This is a genomic window from Pseudomonas sp. 14P5.3.2, from assembly GCF_057799175.1.
The window spans coordinates 120,518-141,040 of sequence record NZ_JBYOKU010000007.1 but is presented as its reverse complement, the minus strand read 5'-3'; the positions used below and the strand labels follow the sequence as shown (position 1 = coordinate 141,040).

Sequence of the window (20,523 nt, the reverse complement as noted above, 5' to 3'; positions counted from 1 at the left end):
TTCATCAATATTTCAGAATGAGGAAATTCCATGGCACAAAAAAGCGAAGAGGACGACAAGGTCCGTCTCGACAAGTGGTTGTGGGCGGCGCGCTTTTATAAAACCCGGGCCCTGGCCAAAGCGGCCATCGAGAGTGGCAAGGTGCATTGCCGAGGTGACCGCTGCAAGCCTGGCAAAGAGCCACGCATTGGTGATGAATTCGAGATTCGTACCGGTTTTGAAGAGCGCACGGTGAGGGTCGAAGCCTTGTCGATCGTGCGTCGCGGCGCACCCGAGGCGCAGACGCTGTATACCGAGACCGAGGCGAGTATTGCCAAACGTGAAGCGGCAGCGGCGATGCGCAAGGCCGGGGCGTTGGGCGTGAGCACCGATGGCAAGCCGAGCAAGAAGCAGCGGCGGGATCTGTTTAAGTTTCGTGGCAGCAGCAACGAGTAGTGTGCGACGAACACACTTGTGGCGAGGGAGCTTGCTCCCGCTGGCGGCCGAAGGACGCCCTGTACAGGCGAGCACGTATTTCAAAATACAACTGCATCGACGGGTAAAGCGACTGCTACGCAGCCGAGCGGGAGCAAGCTCCCTCGCCACAGGTCTTCACACAACTGTCAGTTTGCGGCAGACACCACACTCATCCGCGAAACCACCGGCAGCTTGCCCAGCAAAGCGAAAATCGGCGCTGTTACCTTCAGCCAGAAATTCGCCGCGTGACAGGCAAACGGCGTGTAGTAACCCCAGCCCAACGCCCACACCGCCAGCAGCAGGCCGCCGATGTAATCGTCCTGCCCCCAATGCGCGCCGGCCACCAGACGCGGCAGCATGAACAGCAGCGCCAGGCCCCAGACCGTCAGGAACTGCCCGACCGTACGGCTGAACACGCCCATGAACAGCGCCCAGATCAGCAACACTGAAGCATGGTCACCGGGGAAGCTCTGGCTTGAGCGATCCTTCAGCTCCCAGGCTTTTTCCAGTTGCGGGAAGTAGTCACTCAGGTGCACCGCGCCTTCCAGCACCATCGACGGACTGTTGTGTTGCCAGTCCATGTAGTCGGCGAATTTGGAAAACAGCGCACGGATCACCACCATCAACAGCAGAATGGAAAAAAAACCGAAGAAGGCGCGACGCACATCAATCGCCTTGAACACCCAGTCGCCCTTGATCAGCAGCGTCAGCAGAATCAGTCCGACAACGATGTCGAACGGGCGCAGACTTGCAATTGCCCAGATGTGGAGCCATATGGGGTTGCTGGCCAGTGGTGCATTGAGTGAGCGAAACAGCCACTCGTCGAAAATCACACACAGCATCTGGCCCGTAGGCCATAACCAGAAAGCCAGTAGTGCTAATGGCACTACGTTACACAGAACCAGCCGGCCGAGGTTCCACCTTGATTGGAACAAACCCGGATTGTTCATAAAATGCCTCCCGTGGCTGAACGTTTTGCACCAAACAGGTGCGAAGAAAGCGCGGGATTTTCATCTTTTGTAACCTTTTTGTCATCAATTCAGATACCCAGACCTATGACCGACCTACCGGATACCGACTACACCCAACGCTTCATCTTCGATGACAGCGACACTCGCGGCGAACTGGTGGCGCTGGAACGCAGTTACGCCGAAGTCCTCGCCAAGCACCCGTACCCGGAGCCGGTCGCGCAGTTGCTGGGCGAACTGATGGCGGCCGCTTCGTTGCTGGTGGGCACCCTGAAGTTCGACGGCTTGCTGATTCTTCAGGCGCGCTCCGAAGGCCCGATTCCGCTGCTGATGATCGAATGCTCCAGCGAGCGCGAGATCCGTGGTCTGGCGCGATACAACGCCGAGCAGATCGCGGCGGATGCCACGCTTGCCGACCTGATGCCGGGCGGTGACCTGACCCTGACCGTCGACCCGACGATCGGCCAGCGTTACCAGGGTATCGTCGACCTCGATGGTGAAACCCTGTCGGAATGCTTCACCAATTATTTCGTCATGTCGCAACAGGTCGGCACGCGCTTCAAGCTGTTCGCCGACGGCCGTCGTGCCCGTGGCATGCTGCTGCAGCAACTGCCGGCCGACCGTCTGAAAGACGAAGAAGACCGCGCCGCCAGCTGGCAGCACATCACCGCGCTGGCCAGCACCCTGACCGCCGATGAATTGCTCAGCCTGGACAACGAAACCGTGCTGCATCGCCTCTACCACGAAGAGCAGGTGCGCCTGTTCGATGTGCAGAACCTGCGCTTCCGTTGCAGCTGCTCGCGGGAACGCTCGGGCAATGCGTTGGTCAGTCTGGGTCTGGAAGACGCGCAGGCACTGGTGGCCGAACGCGGTGGCGAAATCGAGATCGATTGCCAGTTCTGCAACCAGCGTTACCTGTTCGATGCGGCCGATATTGCTCAATTGTTCGCTGGCGCAGGCGTCGACACGCCGTCAGATACCCGGCACTAAAACGGTTCAGCGCAGGTAAATTCACTGCGTAACGACGGAATTTCGCCGTTACGACGGGAGGACCCTACTCTTTTTGGGCTTTTCTGGCATAATCCGGCCCACTTTTTTCGCGGTAGTAGTGCACGACTTTCTACTACAAAACGTTTGGAGCACACTCGGCCACTGGCCGACGGGGAACCTCATGACGCAAGCCAATAACGCCGTGTACACCGATCTGAGTGTTGATGATCTGGTAAAAGAAGCCCTGCAACGCGGTGAGGGCGAGCTTGCCGATACCGGCGCTCTGGTCGTTCGCACCGGGCACCGTACCGGTCGTTCGCCAGTCGATCGTTTCATCGTTGAAGAGCCTTCCACCCAGGCCGCTATCGCCTGGGGCCCGATCAACCGCAAGTTCCCGGCCGACAAGTTCGACGCGCTGTGGGCTCGTGTCGAGGCGTTCAACAACGCGCAAGAGCACTTTGTTTCCCATGTGCATGTAGGTGCGGCTGAAGATCACTACCTGGCCGTGAAAATGACCACCCAGACTGCCTGGCAGAACCTGTTCGGTCGTTGCCTGTTCATCAACCCGGCCCAGTACAACCCGGCCGGTCGTGACGAGTGGCAGGTGCTCAACGTGGCCAACTTCGAGTGCGTACCAGAGCGTGACGGCACCAACTCCGATGGTTGCGTGATCATCAACTTCGCGCAGAAAAAAGTGCTGATCGCCGGCATGCGTTACGCCGGTGAGATGAAGAAAGCCATGTTCTCCGTGCAGAACTTCCTGCTGCCGGCCGCTGACGTGCTGCCAATGCACTGCGCTGCCAACATCGGCGAAGAAGGCGACGTGACCCTGTTCTTCGGTCTGTCGGGCACCGGTAAAACCACCCTGTCGGCCGACGAAAGCCGTTACCTGATCGGTGACGACGAACACGGCTGGGGCGAAGGCGTTGTCTTCAATATCGAAGGTGGCTGCTACGCCAAGTGCATCGACTTGTCCGAGAAGAACGAGCCGGTCATCTGGAAAGCCATCAAACACGGCGCGGTGCTGGAAAACGTGGTCATCGACGACGCCAAACACGCCGACTACACCGATGTCAGCCTGACCCAGAACAGCCGCGCGGCCTACCCGCTGGAGCACGTTGCCAAGCGTTCCGAGCAGAACCTGGGCGGCGAGCCAAACGCTGTAATCTTCCTGACTTGCGACCTGACCGGCGTGCTGCCGCCAGTGTCGATCCTCAACGAAGAACAAGCGGCCTACCACTTCCTGTCCGGCTACACCGCTTTGGTGGGCTCGACTGAAATGGGTTCGGGCAGCGGCATCAAGTCGACCTTCTCCACCTGCTTCGGCGCGCCGTTCTTCCCGCGTCCGGCTGGCGAATACGCAGAACTGCTGATCAAGCGCATCCGCGGCTTCGGCTCCAAGGTCTACCTGGTCAACACCGGCTGGACCGGCGGCGGCTACGGCGTCGGCAAACGCTTCAACATCCCGACCACCCGTGCGGTGATCGCTGCGATCCAGAGCGGCGCGCTGATCGGTGCCGCCACCGAGCACCTGGACACCATCAACCTCGACGTGCCACTGGCCGTACCGGGTGTTGAAACCAACCTGCTCAACCCACGCAACACCTGGGCTGACAAGGCTGCCTACGACGAAGCGGCCAAGGCCCTGGCCGGTCTGTTCATCGAGAACTTCAAGAAGTTCGAAGTGAGCGACGCGATCAAGGCTGCGGGTCCCAATTTGTAAGATTGGTTCGTTGTGAACTAAAAAGCCGCCTCCAGGGGCGGCTTTTTTGTGGGCATTAAAGGGGACTAAACGCTGTTGCCATAAGGTCCTGTTCACGCTTGGATAGTCCCAATACACGTGCTACTTCCGGCCAGTTGCTGATCTCGGATTTAAAGTGCTCAATTATTTCTTCTGCATGTATCGAGCTCACTCGAAAATACCCCGCCACTTCCCTCGCCAGCTCCAGATCCAACGCGTTGTCAGCATCAGTGATGTTCAGCTTCAACCCATCTGCATGCGCTACGGGATTCATGTCATACGCTGCCGACAAGCGCCATCCCCGACCGGGATCCAGAATAAATCCGTGATTACGCAGGTGGTCGTCGGTGTTGGATACCAGGATGTTGAAGACGATTCTCGACCATAACTCGCGAAGGTCTGCATTGGGCTCCGAACCGTGTTCCATGAGTACTTCCGCCAACTCAAGGTAGCTGGCGCCTGTTGAAGCGTCGTCGCCGTCGGTGCGGTTGGTCAGGGTCATGGCTGAGGCGAAGTGGTGGCGCCCACCGCGTTCGGTTCGGTCGAAGCGTTTGATCAGAAAACAGTGGTGGTCGCTCGCGTAACGTCGTGCCATGCCGGTTGCGACACGTAGCCCGCAGTTGACCGCCAAGGCGTTCACCAGCATTTCCCAGCCACCTACATCGTAGTCGTCTCGCGTACTCGGAAACTTGGCGATCCACAGTTGGCCATGCTCGTCGACCACACTGGCTTTTGGTCTGGCGCCGCCCAGTGAGCCACCCGGCGCGATGAGCATTCTTAGCCATTCGCGGCCATCGAGTGCGGTGTTGTCCGTGTCGTTTTCCAAGGCCAGACTCGCCTGTTCCAGCGCACGTAATTCAACAAAGGGTGGGGCAGCAACGCCATCGCGATCGTCGAGAAAATTACCCTCGTCGTTGAGCTTGTAGCGGATGGCGCCGACGCGGAACTGGTCATGCACGCCAAGGAGATAGTCAGACTCGAATAGCTTGCTGCCCTTGGGAATCAAACCGTCGCGGATATCCCTCTCCAGGCGCCGCTTCATTAGCAGTTGGCCCCAACGATCTGGGCTTGAGTCAGCGAAGACGCCAAAACGAGTCTGATGTTGACCAGGAAACTGACGTCCTTGAAAAAGTCCGATTCGTGGGTCCAGCTGTGTGAAGCTTAACTCGGGGTCGGCCAGCGCTACGGGATCGTATTCAAACTCGAATACGTTGGTGTTGCGTGTCTTACGGGCATGCAGGAAGCCGAGACGCCTGGCGCCGTTCAACGATTCCCAATCTGCATAAACAGCGATCAGCGTCATTTTTCACCTGTCGTGGAGCCTGGCTTTTTCTTCTTCAACAGATTGGAGAGAGTGTGCGTGTTGATTGGAAAATCGTCCGGAAGTTTTGTTGTAGTAGCGGCATCGATGACGCTTGAAGTCTCGCTGTGATCGGATGCAGCTTTTTTTAACGCGCTGACTCCGCGTACTCGCTGTGGCTTTTTGATTGGAGATCTTGATGCAGGCATTAACTGAGCATCCTGTAGCTGTCGGCCCATTTCATCGGTCGCGGCAAGCTGATTCAGATCCTTTTCCAGGCCCAGCACCTGCATGACCGACAGATAAGCGCCGATGGTTACTCCTGATTCGCCTGACTCCAGATTGCGCAAGGTGGTCAGCGACATGCCTGACCGTTCAGCGACCTGCTTTGCCGTCAGCTTGCGGCGCAGACGAGCCAGCTTCAGCCGTTCGCCAAATTCCGACAGCAGTCGAGCGGAGGCGGGCAGAAGTGGCGCTGTTTTCTTGGCCATGTGGCAGTATTCCTTCATTTTTTTTCTTTAACTGCCAGAATAATAGCACTTAAGTAGAAGGTTGCCTCTTGGCGTGGAGTCGGCAATAACGGCTCCTGTTAACTGCCATTATTCAAGATTTTTTTCATGTAAACAGCCAGAATAATGCCACTTAAGCGCCGCAGGTCACTCTCTGGGGTCAGCTAGTGTTGTGACGGTATCGATCAAGGATTTGCTGCCGAACAGGCAATGATTCAGCCGCATCGGCAGGCACCGTTTCAAAGCCTTCAATGCGTAAACTGGCGAGATAATTCGAGCGGTATACCTTGTCGTAATAGGCTTGTTTCTGCTGAAAAGTCAGCGTGTTCTTTTCAGATATTTTCGGAGCAAGGGGCGAGTTGCAGCGCTGCGCGTGCAAGATCTCGTCCATTTCCTGAACGCTTTCCATCAGTGCATCAAAAAACTCGCTCATGGTTGCTCCAATGTTTGATCACGTTTTTATTGATCGCTCTCAGGTGAGGCGGCAGAGCGATCCGAACATTGTCAATCTCAGGCCGGTGCTTTCCAGCCGAGCATCTGCTGCTGCGCGACCTGCAGCAGGTCACAGCCATCCTGCGTAAGCAGAAACAGGGCGTGGGTGATGTGGGGAATGTCTTCGACGTCGGCTTGTTTGAAGCTGAGGCAGTAGAGGGTTTTCAGCAGGTCGCTGGAGGCGCGCAAGCGTTGGACGGCGCATTCGAGGATGTCTTGCGGGTTGGCCTCTGTGTCGATGATCAGGGGCTTGGTGTCGGTGAGGTTGGATTCGAGTGAGCGGTAGCGATCAGCGGCTAATTGATTCCATGTTTTCATTTTGTTGATCCTCAAATGCTTCAAGTGAAGCCACCACATCGTGACCAAGCGACAGGAGGCGACTGTGTTCGGGTTGGTCAACCGGTGAGGATCGTGCACAGACCCGGCACACCCGTAGGTGTCCCAAACACAGCCACCATAAAACTGCAGGCAATTGAGTGCCGGCAGCATACAGCGGACGCGTATGCACGATCCATTCAGGTGACCAAGCCCGAGCCGCTGATTTGCCAGCGACAGTCACGACTATAGATAGGTGCCCTCAAGCCGCGATAGGCGACAAAGAGTCTTGGCCTGTAGGAACGGGATGAAGATCTCATCGGACGTTCCTACCGGTCTTTCATCGTTTTTCAACGTAAATGCTGATATGCCGAAGTATCCAGCAAGCTGGTTGCCAGGCCGGTCGCCGGCTTGTAGATCTCGCCTTTCACGCTGGTGAACGGTACACCTTTGCTGCCCAGCGAAACGTAGCGCTCGCCTTGGTCCAGCTCGGTGAAGTAGGTGTAGGAAAGTTTGTGCATCAATTTGTATTTGGCTTCATCGCGTGCGATGCCGTTGGTGAGGTTTTCCAGATCGGCCTGGGTCAGATTCAACGTTTTTTGCAGTCGTACGCCCCAGCGTTTGAGGCAGGTTTCAGCGAGGTGGCGCACGATGCGTCCGGGCTCGGACAGCGCTTTCAGATCGCTGGCGCCGGTCGGGACGCCGCCGCTGCTGGTGGCATTGCCGGCCATGGTGGCGTGGCGGCCAGCCATAGGATAGATGTAGGTTTTAGTGCCGGTAGCGGTCTGTGGGATGACGCAGCTGAAACCTTTGGAGCGTTCGTCACGAGCATAGAACGCTACATACTCTTTGACATTGCCCGCGAGTTTGACGCGCTCTTCCTGAAAGTTACCAATGCCTGGCACGGGATCAAGCGCAAAGATATTGACCGGGATGTTTTTCAGCAAACTGTCCTTGAACATTGCATTGGCCAACATATGGCAACTGATGCCGCCTCGGCTCCAACCGACGAGATTGACTTGAGTAGGAATAACACCATCCTTGCGGTGGGTTTTGATGATTCCTTCCTGTAATTGCTGCTGGGTAATGCTGCGATTACCGTAATTATATTTGCGCCAAAACCACGAACCCTCGGCTTTTACATCTTCAATCGGAATGCCGGCAGCCTTCAGGCGATTGTATTCGGCTTCAGTCAGTTGCTCGCGTTGCCAGTCGCACTTGCCCTTGATGATATTGAGCGCGTGCAACACGTTTTCTTCCCAGCCCTTGCCGAACAAGGTGCCGCTCATGCCGTATTCCTTGGTCTTGGTGAATAGATCGTCGGCCTGCATGTTGCCGCTGCCGGGGCCATCGACCACGATCCACTCGGCAAACTCGTGACCCGTATGATTGGCAGCCAAGGTGGAAATCAGTTCGCCGTTCCAGAAGTTTTCGTGGGCGACGTCGAATTTATTGGAACCAGTGCCGCAAAAAAAGATAGTTAAAACAGTCATTGTGTTGCTCTCGGTGAAAGTAAGAGTCAACAACTTAGTTCTATTTTGGTTGTTTATTAAAGCATTCTGTTGTTTCTAGATTTTAGTTGTTTTCAGTGTGGGTCTGGTTGTTGGGGTTTATGTTTTGCTACTTCGAGCAAGTCACAGCCATCCTGCACTAATAAATAAAGAGCATTGACGATGTTAGGTATATCTTTCACGTCGGCCTGTTTGAAACATAAACAGTAAAGGGTTTCCAGCAGATCGCTGGCGGCACGCAGTCGCTGGTCAGCGGCATCAAGCAGATCGCGATGGCTGGAGTGAGTATCGATGACCAACACGGGATTTTCGTTGTAGCAAGTCTTCAAGGGGCGATAGCGGGTAATCATGGTCAGGCTTGTCCTTTACAAAGGCACTTGGGCGGGGCTGATTCAGTGGTCAGTCGCGCCGGCCACTATAGAAGTGCGTGACGAGCACTCACAAGAGCGCCGCGATGGACAGAGTTCGTAGGGGTTTTTCCGAGGATCGGGCATATGCCCTACAAGGTTTTGCGGCTTTTTCGAGGTGAAACCCCTAGCGCTGAAATTTCCCACAGGATTCACAGGCGTTTCTTGGCAAACGTCTGTATGGTGCGCGCCAGAATCTGTAGGGCGTTTCCAAGCGTCCGATACGCACTTAAAGGGAATTAGGTATGCAGTGGCTACGTTTGGCCTCGATTTTATTGCTGTGGGCCAGTGGTTGCCGTTTGGCCCTGGCGTCGGACGTCGGTAACGGCTGGATGTTTGCCGACCTTGAACGCACCGGTTGGCCCGATGCGCTCTCTAGCCAGACCAGTATCGATACCGCCTCGCGTGCCGAGGTGTTGATGTTCGGTAAAGCCCTGCTCGCCAGCGAAGCGCTGGACGAGGCAGGTCTTGAGCAGCGGCTGGGAGTGCCGCATGTGCAGTTCAAGTCGATCAGACAGGTGCGTGATGGGTGGTGGGAGCGTTTGCTGAGTACCTATCGCAACGCCAGTCAGGACTGTGACGGACAGCCGTTCTGCCCGCGCGTGCGCAGTGTCGCGGAGCTGCGGCAGTTGGCGGCGGCCTTCACGGGTGACATCAGCCCGGCTCATGCGTTGTGGGCAAGCAAGAGCCAGGGCGTGCATGAGCAGATTTTGAACGAGCAACTGCGAGTGGCGGTTTTGCGGCCCTGAATGGTTTGTTTTGGTGTTGTTCGGCAGGGCCTCTTCGCGAACGGGTTCGCTCCCACAGGGGACCGAGGTGTTTGCGCCATTGGCTGTATCATCCCGTATTGAATTGACCCCCGGCCTTTTCTCGACTCGCTGCGATCGCCCGCTAGGCTGTTGGCATCACAGCGGTCAACGGAGTGACAGCGCATGCACAACACCCTGGAACAGGTTTTCGGTTATCCACAGTTTCGACCCGGGCAGGAAGCCGCGATCAGCGCGGTACTGGCCGGGCGCTCGGCGGCAGCGATTTTCCCCACCGGGTCTGGCAAGTCGCTGTGCTATCAAGTGCCGGCTCTGTTGCTGCCACATCTGACCCTGGTGGTCTCGCCATTGTTGGCGTTGATGCAGGATCAACTGGCATTCCTCAAGCGCCACGGCATCAGTGCCGGCAGCATCGATTCGGCACAAAGCCGCGATGACGCCAATGATGTGATGGCCCGCGCCCGTTCGGGTGAATTGAAGATCCTGATGATCTCGGTGGAGCGCCTGAAGAACGAGCGTTTTCGCAACTTTTTGCAGCAGGTGCCGATCTCGCTGCTGGTGATTGACGAGGCGCACTGCATCTCGGAATGGGGCCACAACTTCCGCCCCGACTACCTGAAACTGCCGGACTATCAACGCCAGTTCAACATCCCGCAAACGCTGCTGCTGACCGCTACGGCGACGCCGAAGGTCATCGCCGACATGCAGACCAAATTCGCCATCGCCGAAGCGGATGTGGTGACCACCGGTTTCTACCGACCCAATCTCAATCTGCTGGTGGAGCCGGTGCGCGGCCAGGACAAACGCCGACGTCTGGTGGAGTGGATGAGCGAGCGTCCGGGCCAGCCGAGCATCGTCTACGTCACGTTGCAGAAAACCGCCGAGCACATCGCTGAACATCTGGGGCGCAACGGCATACAGGCCGAGGCTTATCACGCCGGGTTGCCCAACGATCAGCGCGAGGCGATTCAGAAGCGCTTCATGGCCGGGCAGTCCAATTGCATTGTCGCGACCATTGCGTTCGGCATGGGCATCGACAAGAGCGACATCCGCAACGTAGTGCATTTCGACCTGCCGAAATCCATCGAGAACTACAGTCAGGAAATCGGTCGCGCCGGGCGTGACGGGCAGCCATCGGATTGTCTGGTGTTGGCCAACCGCGACAGCCTCAACGTGCTGGAAAACTTCGTCTACGGCGATACCCCGGAGCGCGAGGGGATTCGTTGTGTGCTGGAGGAAATGCAGGCTGCTGCACCTGAAGGGCAGTGGGAATTTCTGCTCGGGCCGTTGGCGGATCAGAGCAACATTCGCACGCTGCCGCTGAAGACGTTGTTGGTGCAAATGGAGCTGCGCGGCCTGATTGCTCCGCGATATGCCTATTACGCCGAGTACCGTTTCAAATACCTGCTGGAGCCGGAAGCGTTACTTGAGCGTTTCGAGGGAGAGCGCAGGGATTTTGTCGCGGCCATCATCCAGACCTCCAGCCGTGCACGCACCTGGGCGACGGTGAATTTCGAGGCGATGTACACGCAGTTTTCAGCTGAGCGCAATCGGGTGGTGAAGGCGCTGGATTACTTTCAGGAGAAGGGCTGGGTCGAGCTTGAAAGCAAGCAGATGACCGAGGTCTACAACGTGCTGCACAGTGATTTCGACAGCGCTGTGTTGAGCGCTGAGTTGCATGCCTGTTTCACCCGGCATGAGCAGACTGAAATCGCGCGGATTCACGCCATGCTCGAACTGTTCGGCACTGAGCGCTGCCTGGGTTATCGCCTGGCCGAATACTTCGGCGACCACAACGCACCCGAGCGCTGCGGGCACTGTTCGGTGTGCCACGGTGATGTCGCACGACTTCCGGCCCCTCCCGAGTTGCCAGCGCTTGTGGATAAAAACTTCGCGGCGCTGTGCGGTGATTTTATCCACAGGCACGAACAGCACACCGGCAGTGTGCCGACGGCGGAGCGCCTGACGCGGTTTCTGTGCGGGATCAGTGTGCCGTTGTTTACCAGGTTGAAGGCGCGAACGATCTCGGGGTATGCGGCGCTGGAGGAGTATCCGTATGCGCAAGTCCGCAGTTGGGCTGACAATCATCTGCCCGAGTAAGTACAAACCCTGTGGGAGCGGGCTTGCTCGCGAAGGCGTCATGTCAGTTGAAATATCCATGCATGACACTCCGTTTTCGCGAGCAAGCCCGCTCCCACAGGGGAAGTGCGGTGCCCTGACGGCCTCATCCATGCGCTGAATGTCGCTCATCACGGTAATAAACTTCAAAAATGCCCGGTGCCTGACTATGGTGAAGGCTGTCTTCGGATCGCCAACAAGAGAACAACATGAGCCAGACATCGTTCGATATTCAGCAAGCTGCCGTGATCGGCGCGGGCACCATGGGCCGTGGCATCGTCATGTGCCTGGCGAATGCCGGCATTGCCGTGCAGTGGGTCGATAACAATCCACAGATGCTTGAACAGGCGTTGGGCACGGTGGCCGACACTTATGCACACAATGTGCGCCAGGGCCGGATTGATCAGGCCGAAGCGGATGCGCGGATCGGCCGAGTTCGCGCAGCGGCGGATTATGCGGCGATCCGCAATGTCGATCTGGTGATTGAAGCGGTGTACGAAAATCTTGAGCTCAAGCAGAAGATCTTTCGTGAACTGGACAGCGTGCTCAAGCCTGCGGCGTTGTTGGCGAGCAACACATCGGCGCTGGATATCGACGCGATTGCCGCTGTAACAAAGCGTCCGTCGCAAGTACTCGGCCTGCATTTCTTCAGCCCGGCGCACATCATGAAGCTGCTGGAAATCGTTCGTGGGGCGCAGACTTCTCCGGCCGTGCTGGAAGCGGCACTGGCGCTCGGCAAACGTATGGGCAAGGTCAGTGTGATATCGGGTAATTGCCACGGGTTTATCGGCAATCGCATGTTGCATCCGTACGTGTTGGAGGCGCGCAAGATGCTGCTCGAAGGCGCTTATCCACAGCAGGTCGATGCGGCGTTGCAGGGCTTCGGTTTCGCGATGGGACCGTTCCGCATGTACGACGTGGTTGGCATTGATCTGGAATGGCGTGCGCGCGAATTGGCCGGCAAGGGCCAGGATGCGCCGGAGGTTCAGGTCGACAACCGCTTGTGCGAGTTGGGCCGCTTCGGGCAGAAATCCGGCAACGGTTATTACCATTATGAGCCGGGCAGTCGTCAGGCCGAACATGATCCCGAGGTCGATGCGCTGATATTGAGCGTCAGCGAAGGCCTCGGCTTTCAGCGCCGGGAGATTGGGTCCGAGGAAATCCTCGAGCGGTGTCTTCTGGCGCTGGTCAACGAGGGCGCGAAAATTCTGCAGGAAGGCATTGCCGAATCGGCCCATGACATCGATCTGGTGTACCTCAATGGCTACGGCTTCCCGGCGGACAGAGGCGGCCCGATGGCCTGGGCGGACGATCAGGGGCTGGCAGACATTCACAAGCGCTTGCTGGCGCTGGAGACGCGACAGGGCGATCAATGGCGGCCGGCGCCACTGATTGGCGAGTTGGCGGCGCGAGGGAAAGGTTTTTACCTTTAGACTGGGCAGAAACTCAAGGAATCGACACCGATGTCCAGCACCATGCCGCAACGCACCGATTACCCGCATTTCCAGCCGATCACCACCCGCTGGCACGACAACGATGCTTATGGACACATCAACAACGTTACCTACTACAGCTTTTTCGATACCGCGGTGAACACTTACTTGATTCAGGTCGGTGGCCTGGATATCCACGATGGCGAGGTAGTGGGGTTCGTCGTGAGTTCATCTTGCGATTATTTCGCCTCGATCGCGTTCCCGGATCAGATCGAGGTCGGTCTGCGGCTCGGCAAGCTGGGCAACAGTTCGGTGCAATATGAACTGGCGGTGTTCAAGGCTGGCGAAAGCGAGGCGTGTGCGGCGGGACGTTTCGTCCATGTGTTTGTGGATCGGGCGAGCAATCAACCGGTGCCGATTCCCGGCCAGTTGCGCCAGGCGCTGGAACGTTTGCTGGTTTGCTAAACGCAAAAGAGATCGCAGCCTGCGGCAGCTCCTACAGGGTTCGACTGTAGGAACTGCCGCAGGCTGCGATCTTTTGATCCGTTGCCCGCAAGGCTTGGCAATCAGCGGTGGTTGTAATACCGATGATGCTTGCGATGGCCGTAGGCATGGCCGCGACCGCGGTGGTCGTCGCGGTAGTAGCGACGGTCGTCGCGACCACGATCGTAACGACGATCGTCTTCATTGCTCTTGTTGCCCATGTAATTGCCCAGCGCGCCACCGGCACCGCCACCTGCTGCGGCGCCGATCAGGCTGCCCGTGGTGCCGCCCATGCTGCGACCAACCACGTTACCGCCGGCTGCGCCCAACGCACCGCCAATGGCCGCTTCGCCACGGCTGTGTTTGTTGGCGCCGACCGCGCTACCACCCGCGCCGCCCAGGGCTGCGCCAATGGTTGAACCTGTGCTGCCGCCTAAAGACTGACCGACGACCGAGCCAAGAACCCCGCCCAATGCGCCGCCCACACCTGCTTCGGTGGTGCCTCCAGCAGATGCAAAACCACTGACCAGGCCAAGGGACAACAAGAGAATCGAGGAGAACTTCATAGAGGAGCCTCAAAGGGATGACGGCGCGATCCTGAAGTGGTGTAACAAGGCTGACAATCGAATTCCGACGAATAACACGACTTGTATACAATTCTGCAAGTTACTGTTTTTTATGCGGAACTTAAGCGATTTTTGCCGGTCTTTAGCTACTTCGGACAGGCCGCTTTTGTGAAAAAGCGGCCTTTTTTGTGGGCGTTTGAAAGGTGCAGGGTACAAAGGATTTTGTTGAATGAGCCACCGCTTTCGCGAGCAAGCCCGCTCCCATATTGAAATGCATTTCAAATGTGGGAGCGGGCTTGCTCGCGAAGGGGTCAGTCCAGGCGCCGCATTACGCGGACTTGGCCATGATCAACCCCGTCTCACTCGCCGCTTCAAGGCGAATCGCAATGAACTTCGATGTCGGCGTATGGCTGCCATCCCCGGTGCTTTCCAGCGGCACCAGCGGATTCACTTCCGGGTAGTAAGCCGCTGCCTGACCCGCCGGAATATCAAACGCCAGCAAGGTAAAACCCTTGACCCGACGCTCACGGCCATCGTCCCACAGCGACACGATGTCGGCCTTCTGTCCCGGGCGGAAGCCCAGACGAATGATGTCGGCCTCGTTGGCGAACAACACATCGCGCTGGCCCTTGACCCCACGGTAACGGTCGTCGAGGCCATAGATCGTGGTGTTGTACTGATCGTGGGAGCGCATCGATTGCAGGATCAGGTCTGGCAGTTGTCCGGTGGCGCGGGTGCGTTCATGCACCAGATCTTTCGGCAACAGGTTCGCGCGGAAATTGGCCCGGCCCGACGGGGTGTTCCACTTGCGCGCGCCAGCGCTGTTGCCGAGGTAGAAACCGCCCGGGTTCTTGACCTTCTCGTTGAAGTCCTTGAAGCCCGGAATGGTATCGGCGATCAGGTCGCGGATACGCCGGTAATCGGCCACCAGCCAGTTCCAGTCCACCGGTTTGCTGCCCAGCGTGGCGGCGGCGATGCCGGCGATGATCGCCGGTTCCGAACGCATCTGGTTCGACAGCGGCTGCAACTGACCGTTGGAGGCGTGAACCATGCTGAACGAGTCTTCCACGGTGACCGCTTGCGGGCCTTCGGTCTGGATGTCGATGTCAGTACGGCCCAGGCACGGCAGGATCAAAGCGTCTTTACCGTGGGCCAGGTGACTGCGGTTGAGTTTGGTGCTGATCTGCACAGTCAGGTCGCAATTGCTCAGCGCCGCAAAGGTACGTGGGCTGTCCGGGGTTGCCTGGGCGAAGTTGCCGCCCAGACCGATGAAGACCTTGGCCCGGCCCTCGGCCATCGCATGAATCGCCTCGACCACGTTGTGCCCGTTGTCACGCGGCACCTTGAACTGGAAGCGCCGCTCAAGAGAATCGAGGAACGCCACCGGCGGACGCTCGTTGATGCCCATGGTGCGGTCGCCCTGCACGTTACTGTGACCGCGCACCGGACACAGGCCGGCGCCCGGCTTGCCGACGTTGCCGCGCAGCAACATCAGGTTGGCGATTTCCTGGATGGTCGGCACCGAATGGCGATGCTGAGTGATACCCATCGCCCAGCACATGATCACGTTCTTGCCTTTGGCGTACATGCGCGCCGCTTGCTCGATCTCCACCAGAGTCAGGCCGGACTGCGCGACGATCTGCTCCCACGGCGTGTCATCGACCACGCCCAGATACTCCAGCACGTTGGCGCTGTGCGCATTGAGGAAGTCATGATCGAACACTGCCGGCGTGCCGGCCTTCTGCGCATCGCGCTCCCACTGCAGGAGGAACTTGGCCATGCCGCGCAGCACCGCCATGTCGCCGCCCAATGCCGGACGGAAATACGCGGTGTTGGTCGGCTTGTCGCCGTTGGTGAGCATTTCGATCGGGTGCTGCGGGTGCTGGAAGCGTTCCAGACCACGCTCCTTGAGCGGGTTGATGCACACCACTTGCGCGCCGCGCTTCACCGCTTCACGCAGCGGTTCGAGCATCCGTGGGTGGTTGGTGCCGGGGTTCTGGCCCCAGACGAAAATCGCGTCGGCATGTTCGAAGTCGTCGAAGGTCACGGTGCCTTTGCCGACGCCAACACTCTGGGCCAATGCCACACCGCTGGCCTCGTGGCACATGTTCGAGCAGTCCGGGAAGTTGTTGGTGCCGTAGGCGCGCACGAACAGCTGATAGAGATACGCCGCTTCGTTGCTGGCACGGCCCGAGGTGTAGAACTCGGCCTGGTCGGGGCTCGACAGTGCTTGCAGGTGTTTGCCGATCAAGGCGAAGGCATCGTCCCACGCGATGGGCTTGTAGCGGTCGGTCTCGGCGTCGTAGACCATCGGCTCGGTCAGGCGACCCTGATATTCGAGCCAGTAGTCGCTCTGCTCCAGCAACGAGGTCACGCTGTGTTTGGCGAAGAACTTGCTGTCCACCCGGCGCTTGGTCGCTTCCCAGTTCACCGCTTTGGCGCCGTTCTCGCAGAACTTGACCATGCCGCTTTCCGGCGAATCGCCCCAGGCGCAGCCCGGGCAGTCGAAGCCGCCGTTCTGGTTGGTCTTGAGCATCATGCGCAGGTTTTTCAGCGCGTTGTCGCTGGTCAACCAGGCTTGGGCCACGCTGATCAGCGCACCCCAGCCGCCGGCTGCACCTTTGTAAGGTTTGTAGCGCGGGACAGGTTTCTGGTCGGCTTGATGATGTTGGCTCACGCTTGATTCTCCATCGCTGGGCTGTAGACCCGCGGCGCATTCTTCTGCGGCAGGTGGATGAGATTGAGGTTGTGGCGACGGGCCCATTGCACGGCAAGGCCCGTGGGCGCGGACAGGCTGACCAGAGTCTGGATGCCGGCGCGTAAAACTTTCTGGATCAATTCGAGACTGCAACGGCTGGTGACAATCGCCAGACCGCCTTCTGTGGAAATCTTCTGGCGGATCAGGCCGCCGATCAGTTTGTCGAGGGCGTTGTGCCGGCCGATGTCTTCACGGCCCAGCAACAGTTCACCACTGGCGTTCATGAACACCGCCGCGTGTACCGCGCCACAATGCTGGCCGAGGGGCTGGAACCCCCCTATGCGCTGGCGCAGACCGTCGAGCCACACGGCTGGCGGCAGCGGTGCGCCGGGCAGAACTTGCAGATCGGGCAAGGCTTGCTCGACGGCTTCAACGCCACACAGGCCGCAACCGCTGGTGCCGGCCAGTTGTCGGCGCTGTTGCTTGAGGTTCCAGAACGCGCGGTTGGCGATGGTCACCTGCGCGTATTGCGCCGAGCCCGCGCCGGTCAGTTGCAGGTCATAAATGTCGCCGGCGTCTTCGATGATGCCGCTGCCGAGGCTGAAACCGACGATGAAATCTTCCAGATCCGTCGGCGTCACCAGCATCACCGCCTGACTGATGCCGTTGTAGGCGATCGCCAACGCAACTTCCTCGGCGAGCGCGGTGCTGGCCGATTCCACAAGGGACAGATCGCTGTAGCTGTAGGTCTGGCTGGCGGCGGGCGCGGGCGTTTCGAGTGCAGGCGCCGCGCAAGTTGGGCGCTTGGCGTTCATGGCATCACCGACGGATTGATCAACGCTAAGACTAGGCGCGGCAACTTGTCGCGTCTAATCGGTACTGTCGATCTATTGATAGATGGCGTCGATCAAGCGGCTGCCGGGTCATTGGTCGGCCCGGAACCGGGCTGGTCTGGTGTGGTCTAGGCTTGGACGTCTGGAACCCAAATCAAGGAGTGTGCGCTATGAGTCTGTTGAGCTTTGTGAAAGAGGCCGGTGAAAAGCTGATCGACCTGCTGACCCCAGGTAATGCCAATGCCAGCGAGCAGTTGAAGGAACATATCGACAAGGTCGGTCTGGGCGATCCAAATGTTCAGGCGACGGTGGATGGCGACAAGGTCACGGTTAAGGGTGAAGTCGCGAGTCAGGAGGAGAAAGAAAAAATTCTTCTGGCTCTGGGCAATATTGCCGGGGTTGGCAGTGTTGATGACCAGATTACCGTTACGGGGCCGGTAGTGGTGGCAGCGGAATTTGTCGAGGTGAAGGCAGGTGACACGCTCAGTGCGATCTCCCTGCGGGTTTACGGCAACGCCAACCAGTACCAGAAAATCTTCGACGCCAACAAACCGATGCTCAAGGATGTGAACAAGATTTATCCAGGGCAGAAGCTCCGTATTCCGAAGTAATAACCACGCTGTGGCGAGGGAGCTTGCTCCCGTTCGGCTGCGCAGCAGTCGTGAACATTTGGGGCCGCTTCGCGGCCCATCGGGAGCAAGCTCCCTCGCCACAGTGGTGTTGCTAGAGTCCCCGAATCAAATCGCGGTAGTCTTCAACCGCCGCAAACTCGGCCGTGTCCTTCGGCCCCTTGCGGCTGTCCGGCTCTTTCACCGCCAGCAGATGTGCAACACCGAAATCCCGTGCACTACGCAGAATCGGCAACGTATCGTCGATGAACAGACTGCGCGCCGGATCAAAATCGATATCCGCCTGCAAGGCATCCCAGAACTGCGGGTTCTCCTTGGGATAACCGTAATCGTGGGAGCTGATCAGCCGTTCGAAATACGGCGCCAGTTCGATCCGTTCCAGTTTCAGCGACAGCGAGTCCCGGTGGGCGTTGGTGATCATGATCACCCGCTTGCCGGCCTGTTTTAGCGCGTGCAGAAAGGTATCGGCATCCGGGCGCAGCGCGATCAGGTGCGCGGTTTCCAGTTTCAGTTCACGCACCGAGAGCTTGAGTTCGGCACTCCAGAAATCCAGGCAGTACCACTGCAGTTGCCCGGCATGGCGCTCGAACAGCGGCTGCAGTTCCATGTCGGCCATGGCCCGGCTCACACCGTGCAATTCGGCGTAGCGTTGCGGCAGGTGTTCCAGCCAGAAATGGTTGTCGAAGTGCAGATCCAGCAGCGTACCGTCCATGTCCAGCAGGACGGTATCGATGTCAGACCACGGTAAAGAAGGCATGGCAACGTCTCGAGCGGTAGAAAGATATCCGACACAAACAATCGGGAAAGCCGCGTTATAGTAGCGCGTTCACGCCAAGGAGCTTTGCATGCGCCAGAAACCCACTGTACTCGCCCGCGAGATCGTCGCCACCAGTCGTCTGTTCTGCGTCGAAGAACTGAAGCTGCGTTTTTCCAATGGCGTGGAACGCACCTATGAGCGTCTGGTCGGCAAAGGCGCAGGCTATGGCGCGGTGATGATTGTGGCAATGCTCGATAGCGAACATGCGGTGCTGGTCGAGGAATACTGCGGCGGCACCGACGAGTACGAACTGTCCCTGCCCAAAGGCTTGATCGAGCCGGGCGAGGATGTGCTGGCAGCCGCTGAGCGCGAGCTCAAGGAAGAGGCCGGTTACGGCGCGCGCCAGCTGGAACATCTGACCGAGTTGTCACTGTCGCCCGGTTACATGAGCCAGAAGATTCAGGTGGTGCTGGCCACCGACCTTTACGAGGAGCGTCTGGAGGGCGACGAACCCGAGCCGATGCGTGTCGACAAGGTCAACCTGAGTGAACTGGCGGCGCTGGCGCAGAACCCGCAATTTACCGAAGGCCGTGCCTTGGCGGCGTTGTATCTGGCGCGTGATCTGCTGACGCAGCGCGGGTTTTTTCAGTCATGAGTGAGATGTCGATGAGTTTTCCCCATCCGTTGATGGCGCCAGTGGTTGAGCTGGCATTGCAGGCCGGCGAGGCGATCCTGCCGTTCTGGCGCGCTGACGTGGCGGTTACGGCCAAGTCCGATGACTCACCGGTGACGGCGGCGGACATCGCTGCGCACCATGTGATCGTTGCTGGGCTGACCGCGCTGGACTCCAGTATTCCGATTCTGTCCGAAGAAGATGCCGACATCCCGCAGAGCATGCGTGCCGGGTGGCAGCGCTGGTGGCTGGTGGACCCGCTGGATGGCACCAAGGAGTTCATCAGTGGCAGTGAAGAATTCACCGTCAACATCGCGCTGATCGAAAACGGTCGGGTGGTGTTTGGCGTGGTGTCGATGCCAACCAATGGGCGTTTCTATGTCGGCGGTGCGGGGCTCGGCGCGTGGCGTGGGGATAAAGGTGGCTCGCCGGTGGCGATTCAGGTGCGTGACGTACTCGCCGCTGGTGAAGCGTTCACCGTGGTGGCGAGCCGTCGGCATTCCAGTCCGGAGCAGGAGCGCCTGCTCGCTGGTTTGAGCGCCAGCCTGGGCGAGCTGCAACTGACGAATATCGGCAGTTCGTTGAAATTCTGTCTGTTGGCTGAAGGGGCAGCGGATTGCTATCCGCGACTGGCGCCGACTTCGCAGTGGGATACCGCGGCAGCACAGGGTGTGCTCGAAGGTGCGGGCGGTGAGGTGGTGGATCTGCAGGGCGAAGCGTTCTGTTATCCGGCGCGGGAGTCGCTGCTCAATGAATTCTTTCTGGCGCTGCCGGCAAAGGCGGCTTGGCGGTCCAGATTGCTGGAACTGGCTCGGGGGTAAGTGGGTGGATTCTCGATTCCCCTCACCCCAGCCCTCTCCCGGAGGGAGAGGGGGCC

Annotated in this window: 21 protein-coding genes; 10 read left to right on the top strand and 11 right to left on the bottom strand. The window is 58.5% G+C overall.

The features are described 5' to 3' along the window. The first annotated feature begins 30 nt into the window (after positions 1-30). On the top strand, positions 31-435 hold the full coding sequence (locus AC27VU_RS08140; protein ID WP_003220645.1) for an RNA-binding S4 domain-containing protein: 405 nt from the start codon (positions 31-33) through the stop codon (positions 433-435). A 167-nt stretch (positions 436-602) separates the two neighbouring features. On the opposite strand, the gene AC27VU_RS08135 is transcribed toward AC27VU_RS08140, so the two are convergent. Continuing rightward, complete coding sequence (locus AC27VU_RS08135) at positions 603-1,406, bottom strand: phosphatase PAP2 family protein (RefSeq protein ID WP_103485311.1); 804 nt, start codon at positions 1,404-1,406, stop codon at positions 603-605. A gap of 105 nt (positions 1,407-1,511) precedes the next feature. On the opposite strand from AC27VU_RS08135, the gene hslO reads away from it, so the two are divergent. Both hslO and AC27VU_RS08125 read left to right on the top strand, forming a co-directional pair. Then, entirely contained in the window at positions 1,512-2,414 is a 903-nt protein-coding gene (gene hslO / locus AC27VU_RS08130) for an Hsp33 family molecular chaperone HslO (protein ID WP_103485310.1), read from the top strand. A 181-nt stretch (positions 2,415-2,595) separates the two neighbouring features. Next, positions 2,596-4,137, top strand: a complete 1,542-nt coding sequence (locus tag AC27VU_RS08125; protein ID WP_103485309.1) for a phosphoenolpyruvate carboxykinase — start codon at positions 2,596-2,598, stop codon at positions 4,135-4,137. A 55-nt stretch (positions 4,138-4,192) separates the two neighbouring features. Here the strand turns inward: AC27VU_RS08125 and AC27VU_RS08120 are convergent, their stop codons facing one another. From AC27VU_RS08120 to AC27VU_RS08095, 6 genes are all read right to left on the bottom strand, one after another. Beyond that, the gene (locus tag AC27VU_RS08120; RefSeq protein ID WP_488723841.1) at positions 4,193-5,458 is read right to left on the bottom strand and encodes a type II toxin-antitoxin system HipA family toxin; all 1,266 of its coding nucleotides are present in this window, start codon (positions 5,456-5,458) and stop codon (positions 4,193-4,195) included. Next, complete coding sequence (locus tag AC27VU_RS08115) at positions 5,455-5,946, bottom strand: helix-turn-helix domain-containing protein (protein WP_045122694.1); 492 nt, start codon at positions 5,944-5,946, stop codon at positions 5,455-5,457. The genes AC27VU_RS08120 and AC27VU_RS08115 overlap by 4 nt, the downstream gene beginning before the upstream one ends. Positions 5,947-6,124: 178 nt before the next feature. Beyond that, complete coding sequence (locus AC27VU_RS08110; protein WP_400498785.1) at positions 6,125-6,286, bottom strand: YhfG family protein; 162 nt, start codon at positions 6,284-6,286, stop codon at positions 6,125-6,127. A gap of 188 nt (positions 6,287-6,474) precedes the next feature. Then, complete coding sequence (locus AC27VU_RS08105) at positions 6,475-6,774, bottom strand: hypothetical protein (RefSeq protein WP_488723840.1); 300 nt, start codon at positions 6,772-6,774, stop codon at positions 6,475-6,477. Between the two features lie 347 nt (positions 6,775-7,121). After that, positions 7,122-8,264: a hypothetical protein gene (locus AC27VU_RS08100; RefSeq protein WP_488723839.1), complete on the bottom strand. Its 1,143-nt coding sequence runs from the start codon at positions 8,262-8,264 to the stop codon at positions 7,122-7,124. 92 nt (positions 8,265-8,356) lie between these two features. Further along, a complete protein-coding gene (locus AC27VU_RS08095; RefSeq protein ID WP_003220660.1) occupies positions 8,357-8,632 on the bottom strand; it encodes a hypothetical protein in 276 nt (91 codons plus the stop codon). Between the two features lie 302 nt (positions 8,633-8,934). On the opposite strand from AC27VU_RS08095, the gene AC27VU_RS08090 reads away from it, so the two are divergent. From AC27VU_RS08090 to AC27VU_RS08075, 4 genes are all read left to right on the top strand, one after another. Further along, a complete protein-coding gene (locus AC27VU_RS08090) occupies positions 8,935-9,438 on the top strand; it encodes a polysaccharide deacetylase (protein WP_488723838.1) in 504 nt (167 codons plus the stop codon). Between the two features lie 183 nt (positions 9,439-9,621). Then, the gene (locus AC27VU_RS08085; protein WP_488723837.1) at positions 9,622-11,556 is read left to right on the top strand and encodes a RecQ family ATP-dependent DNA helicase; all 1,935 of its coding nucleotides are present in this window, start codon (positions 9,622-9,624) and stop codon (positions 11,554-11,556) included. 227 nt (positions 11,557-11,783) lie between these two features. Continuing rightward, positions 11,784-13,007 carry a 3-hydroxyacyl-CoA dehydrogenase gene (locus AC27VU_RS08080; protein WP_003220666.1) on the top strand — a complete coding sequence of 408 codons (1,224 nt, stop codon included), beginning with the start codon at positions 11,784-11,786 and terminating at the stop codon, positions 13,005-13,007. A gap of 30 nt (positions 13,008-13,037) precedes the next feature. After that, a complete protein-coding gene (locus AC27VU_RS08075) occupies positions 13,038-13,472 on the top strand; it encodes an acyl-CoA thioesterase (RefSeq protein WP_488723836.1) in 435 nt (144 codons plus the stop codon). A gap of 101 nt (positions 13,473-13,573) precedes the next feature. On the opposite strand, the gene AC27VU_RS08070 is transcribed toward AC27VU_RS08075, so the two are convergent. The 3 genes from AC27VU_RS08070 to fdhD all read right to left on the bottom strand — a co-directional run bounded on the left by AC27VU_RS08070 (position 13,574) and on the right by fdhD (position 17,569). Continuing rightward, a complete protein-coding gene (locus tag AC27VU_RS08070) occupies positions 13,574-14,056 on the bottom strand; it encodes a glycine zipper domain-containing protein (RefSeq protein WP_003220670.1) in 483 nt (160 codons plus the stop codon). A gap of 328 nt (positions 14,057-14,384) precedes the next feature. After that, complete coding sequence (locus AC27VU_RS08065; RefSeq protein WP_488723835.1) at positions 14,385-16,733, bottom strand: FdhF/YdeP family oxidoreductase; 2,349 nt, start codon at positions 16,731-16,733, stop codon at positions 14,385-14,387. Further along, a complete protein-coding gene (gene fdhD, locus AC27VU_RS08060) occupies positions 16,730-17,569 on the bottom strand; it encodes a formate dehydrogenase accessory sulfurtransferase FdhD (RefSeq protein ID WP_488723834.1) in 840 nt (279 codons plus the stop codon). Before fdhD ends, AC27VU_RS08065 begins: the two co-directional genes overlap by 4 nt. 188 nt (positions 17,570-17,757) lie before the next feature. Here fdhD and lysM point away from each other — a divergent pair, with 188 nt between their 5' ends. Further along, positions 17,758-18,198, top strand: coding sequence for a peptidoglycan-binding protein LysM (gene lysM / locus AC27VU_RS08055; RefSeq protein WP_473018600.1), 441 nt, complete (start codon positions 17,758-17,760; stop codon positions 18,196-18,198). Between the two features lie 112 nt (positions 18,199-18,310). Here the strand turns inward: lysM and yrfG are convergent, their stop codons facing one another. After that, a complete protein-coding gene (gene yrfG, locus AC27VU_RS08050) occupies positions 18,311-18,973 on the bottom strand; it encodes a GMP/IMP nucleotidase (RefSeq protein WP_488723833.1) in 663 nt (220 codons plus the stop codon). Positions 18,974-19,061: 88 nt separating this feature from the next. Here yrfG and nudE point away from each other — a divergent pair, with 88 nt between their 5' ends. After that, the gene (gene nudE, locus AC27VU_RS08045) at positions 19,062-19,628 is read left to right on the top strand and encodes an ADP compounds hydrolase NudE (protein ID WP_003220680.1); all 567 of its coding nucleotides are present in this window, start codon (positions 19,062-19,064) and stop codon (positions 19,626-19,628) included. Between the two features lie 5 nt (positions 19,629-19,633). Beyond that, a complete protein-coding gene (gene cysQ / locus AC27VU_RS08040) occupies positions 19,634-20,467 on the top strand; it encodes a 3'(2'),5'-bisphosphate nucleotidase CysQ (protein WP_488723864.1) in 834 nt (277 codons plus the stop codon). Positions 20,468-20,523: the final 56 nt, after the last annotated feature.